Source organism: Nocardia sp. NPDC088792 (assembly GCF_044750615.1).
GTDB lineage: Bacteria > Actinomycetota > Actinomycetes > Mycobacteriales > Mycobacteriaceae > Nocardia.
Genome location: NZ_JBIVKC010000001.1, coordinates 1,753,262 through 1,768,493, shown reverse-complemented (window position 1 = coordinate 1,768,493; position 15,232 = coordinate 1,753,262). Strand labels below are relative to the sequence as shown.

Sequence of the window (15,232 nt, the reverse complement as noted above, 5' to 3'; positions counted from 1 at the left end):
CGTATCGTTCGCTTTCATGGAGGTTCCAACGCTGCGCCCCCTCGCGGGGATCGAGGTCGTATCACTCGCGGTGAATCTGCCCGGCCCGCTCGCGGCAGCCCGATTGGCCGAACTGGGTGCGACGGTCACCAAGGTCGAACCGCCCACCGGCGACCCGCTCGCCGCCGCCGCGCCGGATTGGTACACCCGCCTGGTTGCCGGGCAGCAGGTCGTCACCCTGGACGTGAAGCAGCAGGCCGACCGCGGCAAGCTCGACGAACTGCTCGAATCCGCCGATCTACTCATCACCTCGATGCGGCCGACCGCGCTGGCCCGGCTCGGTCTGGCGCAACCGCAGGAACGGTTCCCGGGGCTGTCGCTCATCGAGATCGTCGGTCACGCCGATGATCCGGAGGTCCCCGGCCACGACCTCAACTATCAAGCCGTGCACGGCACCCTCACTCCGCCGCACATGCCGACCGTGCCCGTAGCCGACATGCTCGGCGCCGAACGTGCGGTGTCCACCGCGCTGGCGGCCCTGGTCGCACGCTCGAAAACCGGTGTGGGACAGCCGTATCGGGTGGCGTTGGAAGAAGCCGCCGCCTGGGCCGGTAATGCCGTGCGCTATCGGCTGATGGGGGCGGGGGCCGTACTCGGCGGGGCCTTCCCCGGCTACGGCATCTACGCCTGCGCGGACGGGCATGTGGCCCTCGGCGCGGTCGAACCGCACTTCTTCCTGGGCGCGCTCGCCACCTTCGGCGCCGACGGCACCCACGAGAGTTTCGCGCAGGCCTTCGCCGACCGGACCATTGCCGAACTCGAAGCCATCGCGGCCAGAGAAGACCTGCCGCTCAACGGTATTCGCACCAACTCCGGAAAGTAGACACCGATGTCCGAACTGTTCCCCGACTACCGCCCCAGCTGGGAAACCGATCAGCACCGCGAGCTGCGCAAGCACGCGGCCGAATTCTTCCGCAAGGAGATCGCGCCCAACCGGGAACGCTGGTCCAAGCAGCACATGGTCGATCGCGAGTTCTGGAACAAGGCCGGCGCCGCGGGCCTGCTCGGCCTGGACCTGCCCGAGGAATTCGGTGGCGCGGGCGGCGATTACGGCCTGCAGTCCGTCGTGCAGGAGGAGCTGGTCTACGCGCACGACAATGGCTTCGGTTTCTCGGTGCACTCGCCGATCGTGTCGCACTACATCTACAACTACGGCAATGAGGAGCAGCGGGCGCGGTGGCTGCCGGGCATCATCAGCGGTGAGCTGGTGCTGGCCATCGCCATGACCGAACCGGGCACCGGCTCGGATCTGCAGTCGGTGCGCACCACCGCCATTCGCGAGGGCGACCATTATGTCGTCAATGGTTCGAAGACGTTCATCTCCAATGGAACTCACTGCGATCTGCTGGTGATCGTGGCCAAGACCGATCCGAGCAAGGGCGCGGCGGGCGTCTCGCTCATCGTGGCCGAGACCAAGGATCTGGCCGGCTTCGAACGTGGCCGGGTACTGGAGAAGATGGGCCAGCACGGGCAGGACACCCGTGAACTGTTCTTCTCCGAGATGCGCGTACCGGTGGCGAATCTGCTCGGCGCGCAAGAAGGTCTGGGTTTCTATCAGCTGATGGAGCAGCTCGCGCGGGAGCGGCTGATCATTGCCAGCCTGTGCTCGGCGCTCGCGGAGGCGGCGGTACTGGAGGCGCTGAAGTACTCGAAGGAGCGCGAAGCCTTCGGCCGCCCGATCGGCAAGTTCCAGCACAATGCCTTCACGCTGGCCGAGGTCAAGACCGAGGCCTTGGCCATCAAAACCCTTGTCGACTATGCGATTCAGCAGTACATCGACGGCAAGAACGATCCCGCCACCGCCTCGATGGCCAAGCTGTTCGCGGCCGAAACCTCCGACAAGGTGGTGGACAAGTGCCTGCAGCTCTTCGGCGGCTACGGCTACATGATGGAATACCCGATCGCCAATATGTACACGGGTTCCCGCGTGAACCGCATCTACGGCGGCACCAGCGAGATCATGAAGGAAATCATTTCCCGCTCGCTCTGAGATAACCGAAAAGCATTGCGGTGAGCTCGTTCTCGAAACGGGGCAGCTCGACCGGCTCGCGGGACGCGATCAGGTGGTGGACCACCAATTCGATCGTGGAGACCACGAGCCGGGCCGCGGTGTAGGTATCGGCGACCCCGACCTCGGGATGGTTCTCGAGCAGGTGCTGGATGTAGGCGATCCGTTCCCGCTGGTGCGCGCCGATCTTCTCCCGGAGTTCCACCGAGGGCTGCATCTGCTCGATCATCACGCGCAGCAGTTGCGGGTCGTCGAGATGGTTCTCGATGGCGATCCGCACCAGCATGCGCAGGATCTCCTCCAGCGAGTCGGGCACTGGCTGTGTGCTGAGGCGTTCGACGGCGGCCTGTCCCGTATCGAGGTGGCGGAGCATCAACTCGACCAGGATCGCATCCTTGTTCGGGTAGTACTGGTACAGCGAACCGATCGAGATTCGCGCCTGTTCGGCAATCCGGTTGGTGGTTCCCGCGGCGTACCCGTATTCGGCGAAAACGTGAGCAGCCGCGGCGAGGATCCGCTGCCTGGTGAGCTCGGCCCGGTGCTGAAGCGGCTGTTTACGTGGGTGTAGCCGACGCTGGTCGGACATCCTGACACCTCCAGATGGGCCGCCGGAAAGCGAGTATTCACGAAGCGAGTAATTGCTCATAATAGTGGCATGACCAGCGGCGAAGTAATGGACAGGCCCATGCTGACCCGTTCGGGACCCCGGCCGCGACGGGTGTCATTGGACGAGATCCGCGCCCGGCTCGGCGAGCCCGAACCCATGATCAAGAGCAAAGTGCTCGACCACATAGACGAGTACTCGCACCGTTTCATCGCGCACTCACCGTTTCTGGCGCTCGCCACCGCGAACCGGGACGGGCTCGGCGACTGTTCTCCTCGCGGCGACTATCCGGGGTTCGTCAAAGTGCTGGACCAGCGCATGCTGGCGATCCCCGACCGCCCCGGCAACAAGCTCGCGGACTCCTTCCACAACATCGTCGAAAACGACGGCATCGGCCTGCTTTTCTTCATCCCGGGCATGCGTGAAGTGCTGCGCGTGAACGGCCGCGGCTACGCCACCGACGAACCGGATGTCCTGGCCCGCATGCGTACCGAGGCCAAGGAACCGATCCTCGCCATCATCGTCGACGTCGCCGAGGTCTTCTTCCATTGCGGCCGCGCCCTCACCCGCTCACGCCTGTGGGATCCCGCGAGTCAGGCGCTCGCACAGGAGATGCCGCCCGTCGGCGAGGTCGCCGTCAAACAGATGGGCCTGGACCTCGACCCGCAGCAGATGACCGACCGGCTCGAAGACGCTTACCGGAAACTCTACTGAGCGAACAGGAGTGATTCGACGATGCAGCACGCCGTGCTCGATCGCATGGACCGGGTGACCGACGACGTTCTATCCCTGGTCCTCCGCGGCGCTGAAACACCGCTGGCCCCATGGGAACCCGGTGCCCACATCGACCTGGCCCTCCCGAACTGGCTGACGCGCCAGTACTCCCTGTGCGGAGACCCAGCGGTCCAGGAGCACTACCGCATAGCAGTCCGCTACGACCCCCTCAGCCGAGGCGGTTCGGAATACGTCCACCTCTTCCTGGAACAGGGCCGCACCCTCGATATCTCCCTGCCTCGCAACAACTTCCCCCTCCTACCCGCCTCCCACTACCTCTTCATAGCGGGCGGTATCGGCATCACCCCCATCCTCCCGATGATGCGTACCGCCACCGAGGCCGGAGCCGCGACCACTCTCCTGTACGTCGGCCGATCCCCCGAAACAATGCCCTTCACCGAAACCCTCCGCTCAACCTACGGCGATCGCGTCCGCACAGTTGCAACCCGAGTGGACGGCAGACCCGACTTCCGCACCCTGGCAACAGAACTCGACCCCCACGCCCTCGTCTACTGCTGCGGTCCGACCTCGATGATGGACCAGGTCGAATCCGTCTTCCCCGCCGACCGGGTACACATCGAACGATTCCGCCCCACTGCCCGCCCCACCGCCCCGAACACCCCCTTCGAGGTCCGCTGCGCCCGAACCGGCGACACAGTCCAAGTCCCCGAAGACATGTCGATGCTCGACGCCCTCAAATACGCCGGCCACCCCCTGCCGTCCGGCTGCCGCGAGGGCGTCTGCGGCAGCTGCGAACTCACCGTCCTCACCGGCACCCCCGACCACCGCGACGACATCGGCGCACCCCCCGCCCGCATCTACCCCTGCGTCTCCAGATCCCTCTCCCACCACCTGGTAGTAGACCTCTGACGCGGGTTTCCCAACGGGAATCGTGTGGAAGCGGCGGATAGCCCTGCACTCGGATCGGCAGGTCGCCGAAGTGCTGGGACCGGTCATCCGCCGTACTTGATCACGGGCGGTCGGGGGTCGCGGCGTCGCGTACCAGTGCGGTGTCGACGAATTGTTCGAAGCGGACTATGAGGCCGGCTCGGACTGTGAAGTGGTGTACCACACGGGTATTCAACGGCTTGCCGGTTGATTTGTGGGTGGCGGTGTAGCGGGCCAGGACTGCTACGTTTTCGCCTTCGGTGATGTAGGTGTCGTCGTGGGCGGTCCAATCCGTCCAGTCCTGGGCGAGTTTTTCCATCACGTTGGTGGTTACGCCGGTGGGGGTGCGGTAGGTGCCGGCCAGGGGGAAGCCGGCCATTTCGGTCCATTCCACGTCTGGGGCAAGCGTTTCGCGGAGGGCTGCCAGGTCGCCTGCTGCCGAGGCGAGGTACTGGCGGCGGACGACGGCGGCGGGGGACTGGTCGGGGATCGGTGTCAGCCCCATGTCATTTCACCCTTTGCGACCTTGGTGCCGAGGGTGGCGGCGATTCTGAGGCCCGCGGCGGGGTACGCCTCGAGGAGGGCGCTCTCGGCGGTGGCTGCGTCGGGGGAGTCGGCGATGACCTTTTCGAAGCGGCGGAGGTAGTCGCGGGTGTGGTGGATCGCGGTGAGATCGGTGGGGGCCGCGGCGATGCGGTGGCCGGCAGAGACGAATTGCGGGTGCAGGGACTCCAATTCGTCGAGGACGCGGAGCCATTCGGTGCGCTGCTCGGTGGTCGGGGTGTCGGCGGTCCAGACGTGCAGGCCCTGGAAGAGGAGGACGCCGCCGAGGAGGGCGCGGGCGGACGGGTCGTAGACGTACCAGGCGCGGTCGCCCAGTTGGTCGGTGGCGCGGCGGATTTCGAGCGGGGCGCCGTCGACGGTGATCGTCGAGGTGGTCAGGGGAGAGATGTCGACGAGGCGGGTGGGGAGGTTGGCCCCTAGATGCGCCCAAGCCTGGCGTTTGCCTTCGTACGACGCGTGGATGTGGTCGATGACATCGGTGGGCGCCAGGAAGACCGCTTCGGGGAAGGAATCGGCGATCACCTCGGCGCCGAAGTAGAAGTCGGGGTCGCCCGCGGTGATGAGGACGGTGGTGAGGCGTTTGCCGGAGTCCAGGAGCTCGGCGACGATGCGGTGGCCGTCGGCGCGGGTGAAGGCGGCGTCCACCACGACGGCTTCGGCCGGGCCGGTGACCAGGACGCTGGTCTTGTTCAGGGAGGAGTCGGCGGAGTCGATGATCCGGTAGTCGAGGTTTGTCATGACACTCACGGTAGGAGCGTGAACAGGGGTTTTCACGGTCGCCGCGGGACGTAGCATGGTGAAAATGGGACATCCCCCAGGTGCGGCCATCCGCCCGGTCCGCTATACGCCGCCGCCCGGTGTGACCGGCGAGATCGAGCTGACCTCATTGGCCCGAATGCGTGAGCGTGGCGGAACCACCGAGTTCCTGACGCCGCAGCGCCTCGACTTCGACCTGCTCATCCGCATCACCACGGGCAGCGCCGTGCATACGGTCGACTTCACCGGGTATCGGCTGGGCGCGGGCGACCTGATCTGGGTACACGCGGGACAGGTGCAGCAGTGGGGAGCCATCGCGGACATCGAAGGTCCGGTCGTGCTGTTCACGCCGGCGGTACTGGATGCGGAGACCAGGGATCGAATCCGCACGGCGAGCGTGACCGATCCGAACTATTGGCCCGCGGCGAGCCTCGGCCCGGCGGTCGCGGCGCTGGACGCCCTGCATGCGACGACCCGGGACGTCACCGACGACACACCGAACCCGGTGGCTACGAACGATATTCGAGATGCGGCGAGAGTGCGGCTGCTGGCCGGAACGCTCCTGCTGCTACTCGCCGACGTCCCCGGGATCGACGAGCAACAGCGCCCGCCTGCCCGCGAAGCCTTCCTCTGGTTCCGTGACGAGCTCGAATCCGGCTTCCGCGCCCGGCATCAGGTCGCCGATTACGCTGCCCGCCTGGGCTATTCGACCCGCACCCTGAACCGCCTGGCCCGCGAGCACACCGGCCTGAGCGCCAAGCAGTTCATCGACGAGCGCATTGTGCTGGAGGCGAAACGCCTGCTGGCGCACGGCCGAGACCCGGTGGCCCGCATTGCGGACCAGCTGGGCTTCGACGATCCGTCCAACTTCTCCAAGTACTTTCAGCAGCGCACGAGCGTCACTCCGGCGGCTTTCCGCCTGAGCGTCGCCCGCTAGCGGTCACACGGAGATCCGGCGGGAGCGCACGATCAGCGTCAGGCACGCGATCGCGCCGGCGGTGAGCACCCCGAACATGACGGGATAGCTGACGCCGGTGGCATCGTGCAGCAGCGCCATCACCACCGGGACGCCGAAGCCCAGGTAACTCACCGCGTAGAACACGGCGTTCAGTCCGGCCAGATCGTCGGGGCGGGCAATGCGTTCGATTTCTTGCAGTCCGGCCACCATGCCGATGCCGTAGCCGAGCCCGAGCATGATCGCCGTGGCGACGGTCAGCCACAGGGTGAGCGCCGCGGAAGCGGCGACGGCCAAGGCCATTCCGGCGATCACGAAGGTCAGGGACAGTGCGGTCAGCCGGATCGTCCCCGGCTTGTCGATACGCCGCGCCACCGACTGGATGCCGAACCCGCAGCCGAGGGTGATGACCGTGATCAGCGCCGAGAAGGCGATGGGAGCGCCGTGCACCTTCGGCATCATGAGGGTCGGCATGATCGCGTAAGCCGCTGCGGAGCAGGTGAACAGCCACAGCGCGAGCGGCAGCGCCACCCGCCGGAAGCGCCGGTGCGCGGCGGCCGGCACCTTCAGATCATCGAGCAGCCGCTTCGGATTCTGCTGCGGGGAAACGGTTTCCGGCGCGCGGATCACCCACACCGCCGCACCCAGGCAGAGCGCGACATTGATCAGATAGGGCAGCGTGTCGGGCAGCGGACCCCACTGGGCCAGCACCCCGGCCACACCGGCGCCGATGCCGAAGCCACCGGTGAGGCTCATGGCCGAGCGTCGCGCACCCACACCGGGCGCGGCGTCCGGGGTGAACGGCGGCTGCGAGAGCTCCTTGAGCCAGCTGGTGCCCACCGCCATGGCCAGACCCAGCGCGATACCGCACAGCACCCGCCCCGCGGAAAGCATCGGCACGGAGGAAGATCCGAAGGCCAGCAGCAGCGACCCGAGCGCGGCGACCAGCGGCGCGGGCCGCATGAGCGGCCGGCGGCCGTAGCGGTCGGAGAGCGGTCCGCCGATCACCAGCGCGGGAATGATGCCTAGCACGTATTCGAACAGCAGCAGATCGACCGTGGTGACCTGCAGGCCCTCGCCCTTGTACATGACCAGCAGCGGGGTGAATTCGTTTCCGCCCCAGGCGATGGCGAAGACGGCCGCGGCGACGCCGAGCCACGCTCTCCTGTTGCCGGAGCTGCCTCTGACGCCCGCGCGAACGCCGTGGCCGGCGCGGGTGCCATCGGCGGTGCGAGTTCCGGTAGCTCGGGCGCTGACGTTCTCGGCCTCGCTGTCGATTGCGGCGGCCGTTGTCGATGTCGCCAAGTCACTGTCCTCTCAAGGTCACGCCGTGCACCGCGGTGAGGTGCTCGGCCAATGCGGCGGCGAAGCCGTCGGCATTGCCGGCCTCGATCAGGTTCGCGATTCGGGTGTGCTGCTCGATGATTCGATCCGTCCGCGTCTCGCCGCGGCGCAGCGCGGCGCTGTTCATGCGGCGCTGGCGTTCGCGCAGGGAGTCGTAGAACCCGGTGAGCAGCGGGTTGTTGGCGGCGATCACGTATTCGCGGTGGAAATCGGCGTCCACGACGGCGAATTCGTCCAGCTCGCCCGCGGCGGCGAGCACGCGCTGGCGGTCCAGCGATGCGCGCAGGCGCGGCAGCAGTGCGGCCCGGTCGTCCGGCGAGAGTGCCCGCACGGCTCCGGTTTCCACGATGTAGCGCGCGTGTGCGACATGGTCGGCCTCGTGTGACGGCACCGGCACCACGAGCGCACCCCGTTTGGGGTACAGCCGCATCCAGCCCTCGGTTTCGAGCCGCAGGAACGCCTCGCGTACCGGTGTGCGTGAGGTGCCGAGTTCGCCGGCGATCTCGTTCTCGCTCACCAGTTCGCCGCCGGGCAGCGCACCGGTCAGGATGCGCTCCTTGATCTCGCGATAGGCCCGCTCAGCAGCCGAATAGGTCTTGGACACGACTTGTATACTAGATGTAGACATCGGATGATTTGCTGGGATGTGTCCAGGGTCACCGGCGGGTAGGGCGGGACTTGCGCGGATCGGGCCGGGCCGACGATGATTCACGTTGTTGGCAGGATGTCAGTAAGCCTGTGAAGTAGGACTGAGGAGGTCCGTGTGTCGACGAGCGACGCCCCGCCCTTGAAAGATGTCGTCAATGGCGCCCTGGAATACACCATTCCGATCGCGCACAAGATGGGAGTCGAGGCGCTCGAGGTGCGGCCCGGCTATGCCGCCAGCAAGGTCCCGGTGGAAGGGAACGGCAATCACTTCGGCGTCATGTACGCCGGTGTGCTGTTCACCGTCGCCGAGATCCTCGGCGGTGCGCTCGCCATCGCGAGCTTCGATACCGCGAAGTACTTCCCGCTGGTCAAGGACCTGCACATCTTCTTCCGCAAGCCCGCCGCCACCGATGTGACCGCCGCGGCGACGCTGTCGGAGGAGGAGATCGCCCGCATCACCGCCGAGGCCGACGCGAAGGGCAAGTCCGACTTCACCCTGAAGGCCGTCGTCACCGACGCGAACGGCGTGGTGGTAGCCGAGACCGAGGGCCTGTATCAGCTGCGCGCCCACGGCAAATAGCCGGGCGAAACAGATGAGCCGCACCCCGGAAAGGGTGCGGCTCATCGGTGTTCGGGTAGCCGGCGTCAGGCGACGATGATCCAGCCTTCACAGCCGGTGCCGGCGCTGCCCGGCCAATCCGAGCCGGAGACCCGGAACGGGATCGCGCCCGGCATCGGCGTGCCGAGATCCACGGTCGTGGTCACCGTCTTGTAGGTATCGGGAAGCGGCGTCACCTTCCCCGCCATATCGATCTTGGCGTCGTCGGTGAAGTTGTTGGAGGTGGTGATCTCCAGCGTGGTCGGCGTGAAGGACGACGCGTGCAGCGTGGTAGCGCCGCACCGCCCCTTCTGGTAGTCGAGCGTGATCTTCTGCGGTGCCGCATCGGCCATGGCGGTCGGCGCGGGTGCGGCCAGCACCGTGGCGCACCCGAGTGCGATGGCGGCCAGGGTGACGCGGCGGAAGTGCACGGTATTCACGAACAGAACCCCTTTTCCTGTGGTCACGGCTTTTCGGCCCCCCGATCGACGAAGATCATGCCGGGTAAGGGGCCTCGACAGCCGGTGACGCGCGGAAGAATTCGGCTCTTCACCGGACGCGCAGCGGCAGGCTCGTGTGGCGGCGCACGAAGATGCTCGGAAACCACTGCGGGGGAGCCGCTTCGATCAGTTCGAAGTGCGCGGTGCGTTCCAGCAGTGCGGTGAGCGCCGCGGTGGCCTCCAGCTTGGCGAGTGCGGAACCCACGCAGAAGTGCACGCCGCGCCCGAAGGCGAGATTGTTCGCACCGGAACGGCGATTCCAGCCGCAGCGCCTCGTCCAGAAAGGCCGGGACGAGCGCCGGTTCGCGGCGCAACTCCGCCTGCAAGGCAGGCGCGCCGGCGAGCAGCCGGGCGGCCATACCCGTCGCCCAGTCGATGCGGTCACCGTCCAGCTGCTCGGACCAGAGCCGGTCGACCAGGGCGTCCACCGCCGGTCCCAGGCCGCGAATTCGTTTGGCCAGCAACGGCTGCACGAGCCTGCGATGTGCGAGATGCACCGGATCATCGGCGGTGGCGAGTACCTGTACCGCCTGACCTGCGCTGTCCATATCGAAGGTGGCGGGCGGCCCGCTCGGCTGCCGCAGCAGCACCCCGTGAGGTTGGACGAGAAGTCAGCGGTGCGAGTCACCAGCGGATTTCCGGCCTTGGACAGAACTGTCGACATGTCTCGTGGCGAGACTGTCCCGGGCCGGTCGGTACGCACGACTAGTATCAGAGGCCCTGTCGGGCGAAACGTGGTGCGGCCGAGGAGGCTCCGGTGATCGTGCGTGATCGGGCAAGGTCAGCGGTGGTGGCGATGCTGGCGGTGGTGGTTTTCCTGTTCGCGGTACCGCCGGGCGGGGTGCGCGCGGACGCGGTCGTGAATGCCCCGGACACCGTCGGTATCGACAGCGGTCAGGTGCAGGGCGGACTCGGCGACGGGTATCGGCTGTTCGACGGAATCCCTTATGCCGCACCGCCGATCGGTGACCTGCGCTGGCGCCCGCCGCAGCCGCCCGCGCCCTGGCCGGGGGTGCGCGCCGCGCGCACCGCCGGGCCGAGCTGCCCGCAGCAGACCGGTATAGGCGGGCCGCGTTCGAACGACGAGGACTGCCTCTATCTGAACGTATGGACACCGCGCACCCTCCCGGTGGATCGGGCGCTACCGGTGATGGTGTGGTTGCACGGCGGCGGCTTCGAATCCGGTTCCGGCAGCATGTACGGTGCCGCTCCGCTGATTTCGCAGCCGGACGGCGACAGCATCGTCGTCACCGTCAACTATCGGCTCGGCGCCTTCGGCTTCCTGGCCGCCTCGGCCCTGAACGAGGGTGCGGGGGCCGGCGATTACGGGCTCATGGATCAACAGGCCGCCCTGCGCTGGGTGCAGCGCAATATCGCGGCCTTCGGCGGCGATCCGGGCCGGGTGACCGTCGCGGGCGAATCCGCGGGCGCCATTGCGATTTGCGCCCAACTCGCCGCGCCGAGCAGTGCCGGACTGTTCCAGGCGGCGATCATGGAGAGTGGCCCCTGCTCGGCGCAAGCGCTGCCACAGGCCGAGGCGGCCGGGGATGCCTGGGCGCAGCGGAACGGTTGCCCCGGACCCGGCGCCGCGGGCTGTCTGCGGGCGCTCCCGGCGGCGCAGCTGGTGGATCAGCCGCTCGATCCGTCGAATGCGGTGTACGGCAATGATTTCCTGCCGCGAGATCCCGCCGCCGCCCTGAAATCCGGTGGGTCGAGATCGGTGCCCGTCCTCGTCGGCTCCAACCATGACGAAATGGCGCTGTGGGCCTGGATGAAGTACGGCATTCCGTTCGGGCCGCAGCTGGCGGCGGCCGACTATCCGCAGGCGCTGGTCAGCAGCCTCGATATCACGTCCGCGCAAGCGGATCGGGTGCAGCGGGAGTATCCGCTCACCGCCTTCCCGCAGCCCGCGCAGGCGCTGACCCGGGCGTGGACGGACGATATCGTATGCGGCGCCTCGGGGGAGAAGGCCGACTTCGGCCGCCGGAGTCCCACCTATGTCTACGAATTCGACGATCCGGCTCCGGTGGCCCCGCCCAGTACCTTCCCGATGGGTGCGTTCCACGCCAGCGAACTGCCGTCGCTGTTCGATCTGGCGGAAGCCGGCGGGTTCCTCAGCGGCGTCATGTCACCGGATGAACGCCGCCTGGCCGCGGAGATGCGCCGCTACTGGATGCATTTCGTCATCGACCACCGCGCCGATCCGGCGGGCTTGCCCGCCATCCCGCAATACGATTCCGGCAGTGCGCGGTTCATCTCCTTCCGGCCGGCGGGCAGCGTGATCACGGATTCGTTCGACGCCGATCATCGCTGCGATTTCTGGTCGGGCCTGACGCCGTAGGGCACTTTCACAGTGCGGCGGCCGGTTTGCTGATCAGCTGCCTAATGACGTGGCGCGGGCCACTTCGTCACGATGCTGGATATGATGCGTTCTTTAGGGCGGGGTTCGCTCTTTTTCGCTGCCGGCGTGTGTTTCGCTGTGCTGCAGCCGATTTCCCCGGTCGCGCACGCGACCGCACCGGTCAGCGCCGCGACGGACCGGCAGGAGCAGGTAATCGACCGGGGTGACGGCGTCATCGTCTCGCAGGTCAGTTTCCTGCTACCGCTACCGCCGAACGCGCCACCGCATCCGCCCGCCTGTGATCGGACGAGCTTCCTGCGTTATCGTGCCGCGGACGGGCCCGCGGATTCCGCCGACGCCGATTCGGTGGTGGTGCAGCAGCAGGGGCTCGACGGCGGTTCCATGAATTCCGACAGCGTGGCCCGCAATACCGTGCGCTCGGCCCATGACACCGGCCGCAAGGTGGAATTCTGGGCCCTCGCCCGGCGCAGCACCTGCCTGGACGAGTCGACCGGATTCGATTACGCGCTGCGTACCCACAACTATCTCGACGCCGTCGATTACTACTTCAATGGCAAGCCCATCGACGGCCGGGTGTTCCCCGGCTTCCGGAATTCCCAGGATCTCGCCGTACTCGATTCGATGGGTCTGGAGCGGGTGCTGCGCGATCAATACGAGATCATGCTGCACGAGATCCCGGATCAGGTTGTACGGCAGCACAAGTACGTGTGCACCGGCATCTCCCTGGGCGGCCTGGTCACCGGATTCTTCGCCGACTGGGATTTCGGCGGCGGTGATCCCGACGCGTCGGGCGACAGCCAGTGCGCCGCCTACGTGGCACAGGATTCCATGGTGTCCTCGGACCCGGCGGCCCTGGAGAACACCCCGTTCCTGAAGGATCTGACCAATGCGCTGATCTCACCGGTGAACAATGTCCTGAAGGCGGTGCAGAATGCCGGCGTGCTGCCGCGCATTTTCGGCGACACTCCCGTCATCGGCACCAAGGCCATGATGTTGTACCGGCTGGCCGGATTGGCGGCGTACCTGGATCCGGGCGGGGAAAGCCAACTGCTGGCGCATCTTCCGCACGATCCGGCCATCGATTCGACATTGAACTTCCTCTTCAGCTCGACCTGGGCGGATTTCGTCACCGATGGCGCGGACGGTTCGGGCACCATGCGCGACTACCGCTTCACCAATACCGCGCTACTGGGCGAGCTCATCGGCAATACGTCCGGCAATTTCGAACTGCTCCAGCAGGGTGTGGGCGCGCTCGACGGCGGCCCGGTGCGGCCGAAGAGTTTCCCGAATCCCGGTGACGCCACGCAGATTCCATTGATCGGCAACTATCTGCGGTTGACCGCGGGACCGCAGGATCGGGTGGCTCCGGCCGATCGCAGCGTGCTCTACACCTGGCGCAACTACAACAATGTGGTGGGCGTCCCGTACACCTCGCCGGGGCATCAGGTCGCCGATATCCGGGATGTGGCAAGGCAATTGGCCTCGGGATCGCCTTCGGCCTATTGGGAGACCTACTTCCCGCTGCGCGTCGTGCTCGATATCGCGGCCGGATACGGTGGCGCCCGCACCGGTGACATGGCGAATCTGCGCTATCACGGCTTGAGCCGGCTCAAGCCGAATCTGGTGTTGTGGGCGGGTGACAGTATCGTGCAGTTCGGTCCCGGCACGGTATTCCCGGTGCCGCAATCGGCGATCGTGCAGACCCTGCCCGGCTACAACCACATCGACACCATCGGGGCGGCCGCCGTGCAGAACAACGGCCAACCCGATTACAGCGGTCGCTATCTCGCGGAATTCCTGCACTCCCTGAGTTAGCGCGATTACGAGGTCAACGTCCGCGGCACCACCGGCAGTGGCTGCGGACGTTTGGCCCGCCGGCGATCCCCCGAGGACTTGCCCTGGATGCGATGCATGATCCACGGCGCCAGCGCGGTTGCCGCCCACTGGAATTCGGTGGCGATGGCATCCATCAGCGCACGATTCGGCAGCGGCGGGGTGAGCGGGCGGGTCCAGGAATGGTCGCTGCCCGGCAGGCGCAGCGCCTCGGCGACGGCGTCGGCGATGCGCTGATGCCCGATCGGGCTGGCGTGCAGGCGATCCGGGCTCCACAGTCGCGGATCGGAGACCACCTCCAGGTGCCCGGTCTCGGCGACGATCACGCCGTACCGGGCCGCCGCCGAGCGCATCCGCTCGTTGAGGGCGTCGACCCGGCGGCGGATCGGCTTGGTCACCGGAATGATCTGTGCGACATCGGGGAAGGTCAGCGTCGCGACGACGGTGCCCTGCGCGGTGAGCGCCGCGAACATGGCGTCGATGTGCCCGTACACCTCGTCCGGGTCGAAGCTGGGGCGCAGCAGATCGTTCATGCCGGCGCACACGGTGGCCAGATCGGGTCGCATGGCGAGTGCGGCATCGAGCTGTTCGGCGCGGATCTGGCGGGCCAGCTTGCCGCGCACGGCCAGATTGGCGTACTCCACATCGGGATTGCCGTGTGCCAGCCAGTCGGCCAGCCGGTCCGCCCAGCCCCGGAGCCCGGTCCGGTCCGTCCCGTCGCCGACCCCTTCGGTCTGGCTGTCGCCCAGCGCGACATACCGCGTATACCTGCCATCGGTCATGGCGGATCGCCCTTTCGCGGAGGTGTTGATGATTCCTCTCAGGAAACCTGAACGGGTCCGCCTGGTCGACCGGTGTTGGGTGAGCACGGCGTAAACCTTTGCCGTGCATTCGAGCTACGGACGTTGACGTCCGCCCTACAGGCTCGCGCGGGCGTCGGCTTCGATCTGTGGGAATTGCGCGGCCATGGCGGCCGCCAGCGCATTGGCGCCGGACAGCGGGCGGACCATGACCATCAGTTCCTCGATCTTGCCGTCGGCGTTGTAGCGCAGGAAGTCGCAGCCGGTGATCTGCTTGCCGTCCACCTTGGCCTCGAAGACCAGCGCGTGGTCGGCGCTGCCGTCGGAGTGGATCTCCCGGAGGTAGCGGAAGTCCTCGAACACCCGCAGCACCCCGCGCAGGATGGCCGCGGTGATGGCCTTGCCCGGGTACGGCTTGAACGCCACCGGGCTGATGAAGACCACGTCATCGGCCAGCAGGGCGTCGAGAGCAGTGGCGTCGCGGGCCTCGACGGCGGCGCGGAAGGAGTTCATACGATCACCTCTCATAGTCAACTAGTTGCATATGTAGGGTGTACCG

Annotated in this window: 17 protein-coding genes; 8 read left to right on the top strand and 9 right to left on the bottom strand. The window is 66.9% G+C overall.

Annotated elements, in window-relative coordinates; translation table 11 throughout:
- Nucleotides 1-16 precede the first annotated feature (16 nt).
- The gene (locus ACIP5Y_RS08565) at nt 17-862 is read left to right on the top strand and encodes a CoA transferase (protein WP_400348785.1); all 846 of its coding nucleotides are present in this window, start codon (nt 17-19) and stop codon (nt 860-862) included.
- A gap of 6 nt (nt 863-868) precedes the next feature.
- A complete protein-coding gene (locus tag ACIP5Y_RS08560) occupies nt 869-2,029 on the top strand; it encodes an acyl-CoA dehydrogenase family protein (RefSeq protein WP_400348783.1) in 1,161 nt (386 codons plus the stop codon).
- On the opposite strand, the gene ACIP5Y_RS08555 is transcribed toward ACIP5Y_RS08560, so the two are convergent.
- A complete protein-coding gene (locus ACIP5Y_RS08555) occupies nt 2,010-2,633 on the bottom strand; it encodes a TetR/AcrR family transcriptional regulator (protein WP_400348781.1) in 624 nt (207 codons plus the stop codon). The two genes, ACIP5Y_RS08560 and ACIP5Y_RS08555, sit on opposite strands and share 20 nt — an antisense overlap.
- 69 nt (nt 2,634-2,702) lie before the next feature.
- Here ACIP5Y_RS08555 and ACIP5Y_RS08550 point away from each other — a divergent pair, with 69 nt between their 5' ends.
- Together ACIP5Y_RS08550 and ACIP5Y_RS08545 are read left to right on the top strand one after the other, a co-directional pair.
- Nucleotides 2,703-3,365, top strand: coding sequence for an MSMEG_1061 family FMN-dependent PPOX-type flavoprotein (locus tag ACIP5Y_RS08550; protein WP_400348779.1), 663 nt, complete (start codon nt 2,703-2,705; stop codon nt 3,363-3,365).
- 21 nt (nt 3,366-3,386) lie between these two features.
- A complete protein-coding gene (locus tag ACIP5Y_RS08545) occupies nt 3,387-4,295 on the top strand; it encodes a PDR/VanB family oxidoreductase (RefSeq protein WP_400348777.1) in 909 nt (302 codons plus the stop codon).
- Nucleotides 4,296-4,395: 100 nt separating this feature from the next.
- On the opposite strand, the gene ACIP5Y_RS08540 is transcribed toward ACIP5Y_RS08545, so the two are convergent.
- Together ACIP5Y_RS08540 and ACIP5Y_RS08535 are read right to left on the bottom strand one after the other, a co-directional pair.
- The gene (locus ACIP5Y_RS08540; RefSeq protein WP_400348775.1) at nt 4,396-4,818 is read right to left on the bottom strand and encodes a nuclear transport factor 2 family protein; all 423 of its coding nucleotides are present in this window, start codon (nt 4,816-4,818) and stop codon (nt 4,396-4,398) included.
- The gene (locus tag ACIP5Y_RS08535) at nt 4,809-5,615 is read right to left on the bottom strand and encodes an MBL fold metallo-hydrolase (RefSeq protein ID WP_400348773.1); all 807 of its coding nucleotides are present in this window, start codon (nt 5,613-5,615) and stop codon (nt 4,809-4,811) included. Before ACIP5Y_RS08535 ends, ACIP5Y_RS08540 begins: the two co-directional genes overlap by 10 nt.
- A gap of 64 nt (nt 5,616-5,679) precedes the next feature.
- On the opposite strand from ACIP5Y_RS08535, the gene ACIP5Y_RS08530 reads away from it, so the two are divergent.
- Complete coding sequence (locus tag ACIP5Y_RS08530) at nt 5,680-6,570, top strand: AraC family transcriptional regulator (protein ID WP_400348772.1); 891 nt, start codon at nt 5,680-5,682, stop codon at nt 6,568-6,570.
- 3 nt (nt 6,571-6,573) lie between these two features.
- Here ACIP5Y_RS08530 and ACIP5Y_RS08525 read toward each other — a convergent pair whose 3' ends face one another.
- Together ACIP5Y_RS08525 and ACIP5Y_RS08520 are read right to left on the bottom strand one after the other, a co-directional pair.
- Nucleotides 6,574-7,893, bottom strand: a complete 1,320-nt coding sequence (locus ACIP5Y_RS08525) for an MFS transporter (RefSeq protein WP_400348770.1) — start codon at nt 7,891-7,893, stop codon at nt 6,574-6,576.
- A gap of 1 nt (nt 7,894) precedes the next feature.
- Nucleotides 7,895-8,536 carry a GntR family transcriptional regulator gene (locus ACIP5Y_RS08520; protein ID WP_400348768.1) on the bottom strand — a complete coding sequence of 214 codons (642 nt, stop codon included), beginning with the start codon at nt 8,534-8,536 and terminating at the stop codon, nt 7,895-7,897.
- 159 nt (nt 8,537-8,695) lie between these two features.
- Between ACIP5Y_RS08520 and ACIP5Y_RS08515 the strand changes: the two genes are divergently transcribed.
- Nucleotides 8,696-9,160: a PaaI family thioesterase gene (locus ACIP5Y_RS08515; RefSeq protein ID WP_400348767.1), complete on the top strand. Its 465-nt coding sequence runs from the start codon at nt 8,696-8,698 to the stop codon at nt 9,158-9,160.
- A 65-nt stretch (nt 9,161-9,225) separates the two neighbouring features.
- Here the strand turns inward: ACIP5Y_RS08515 and ACIP5Y_RS08510 are convergent, their stop codons facing one another.
- Nucleotides 9,226-9,618, bottom strand: a complete 393-nt coding sequence (locus ACIP5Y_RS08510) for a hypothetical protein (protein ID WP_400348765.1) — start codon at nt 9,616-9,618, stop codon at nt 9,226-9,228.
- A 109-nt stretch (nt 9,619-9,727) separates the two neighbouring features.
- Complete coding sequence (locus ACIP5Y_RS08505; RefSeq protein ID WP_400348764.1) at nt 9,728-10,183, bottom strand: cytochrome P450; 456 nt, start codon at nt 10,181-10,183, stop codon at nt 9,728-9,730.
- Nucleotides 10,184-10,435: 252 nt separating this feature from the next.
- Here ACIP5Y_RS08505 and ACIP5Y_RS08500 point away from each other — a divergent pair, with 252 nt between their 5' ends.
- Both ACIP5Y_RS08500 and ACIP5Y_RS08495 read left to right on the top strand, forming a co-directional pair.
- Nucleotides 10,436-12,019: a carboxylesterase/lipase family protein gene (locus tag ACIP5Y_RS08500; RefSeq protein ID WP_400348762.1), complete on the top strand. Its 1,584-nt coding sequence runs from the start codon at nt 10,436-10,438 to the stop codon at nt 12,017-12,019.
- Between the two features lie 126 nt (nt 12,020-12,145).
- On the top strand, nt 12,146-13,855 hold the full coding sequence (locus ACIP5Y_RS08495; RefSeq protein WP_400348760.1) for a hypothetical protein: 1,710 nt from the start codon (nt 12,146-12,148) through the stop codon (nt 13,853-13,855).
- A gap of 5 nt (nt 13,856-13,860) precedes the next feature.
- Here ACIP5Y_RS08495 and ACIP5Y_RS08490 read toward each other — a convergent pair whose 3' ends face one another.
- Nucleotides 13,861-14,655 (bottom strand): SGNH/GDSL hydrolase family protein, encoded by a 795-nt coding sequence (locus tag ACIP5Y_RS08490; protein WP_400348758.1) that lies wholly within the window; start codon nt 14,653-14,655, stop codon nt 13,861-13,863.
- Nucleotides 14,656-14,790: 135 nt separating this feature from the next.
- Complete coding sequence (locus ACIP5Y_RS08485; protein ID WP_400348756.1) at nt 14,791-15,186, bottom strand: nuclear transport factor 2 family protein; 396 nt, start codon at nt 15,184-15,186, stop codon at nt 14,791-14,793.
- Nucleotides 15,187-15,232: the final 46 nt, after the last annotated feature.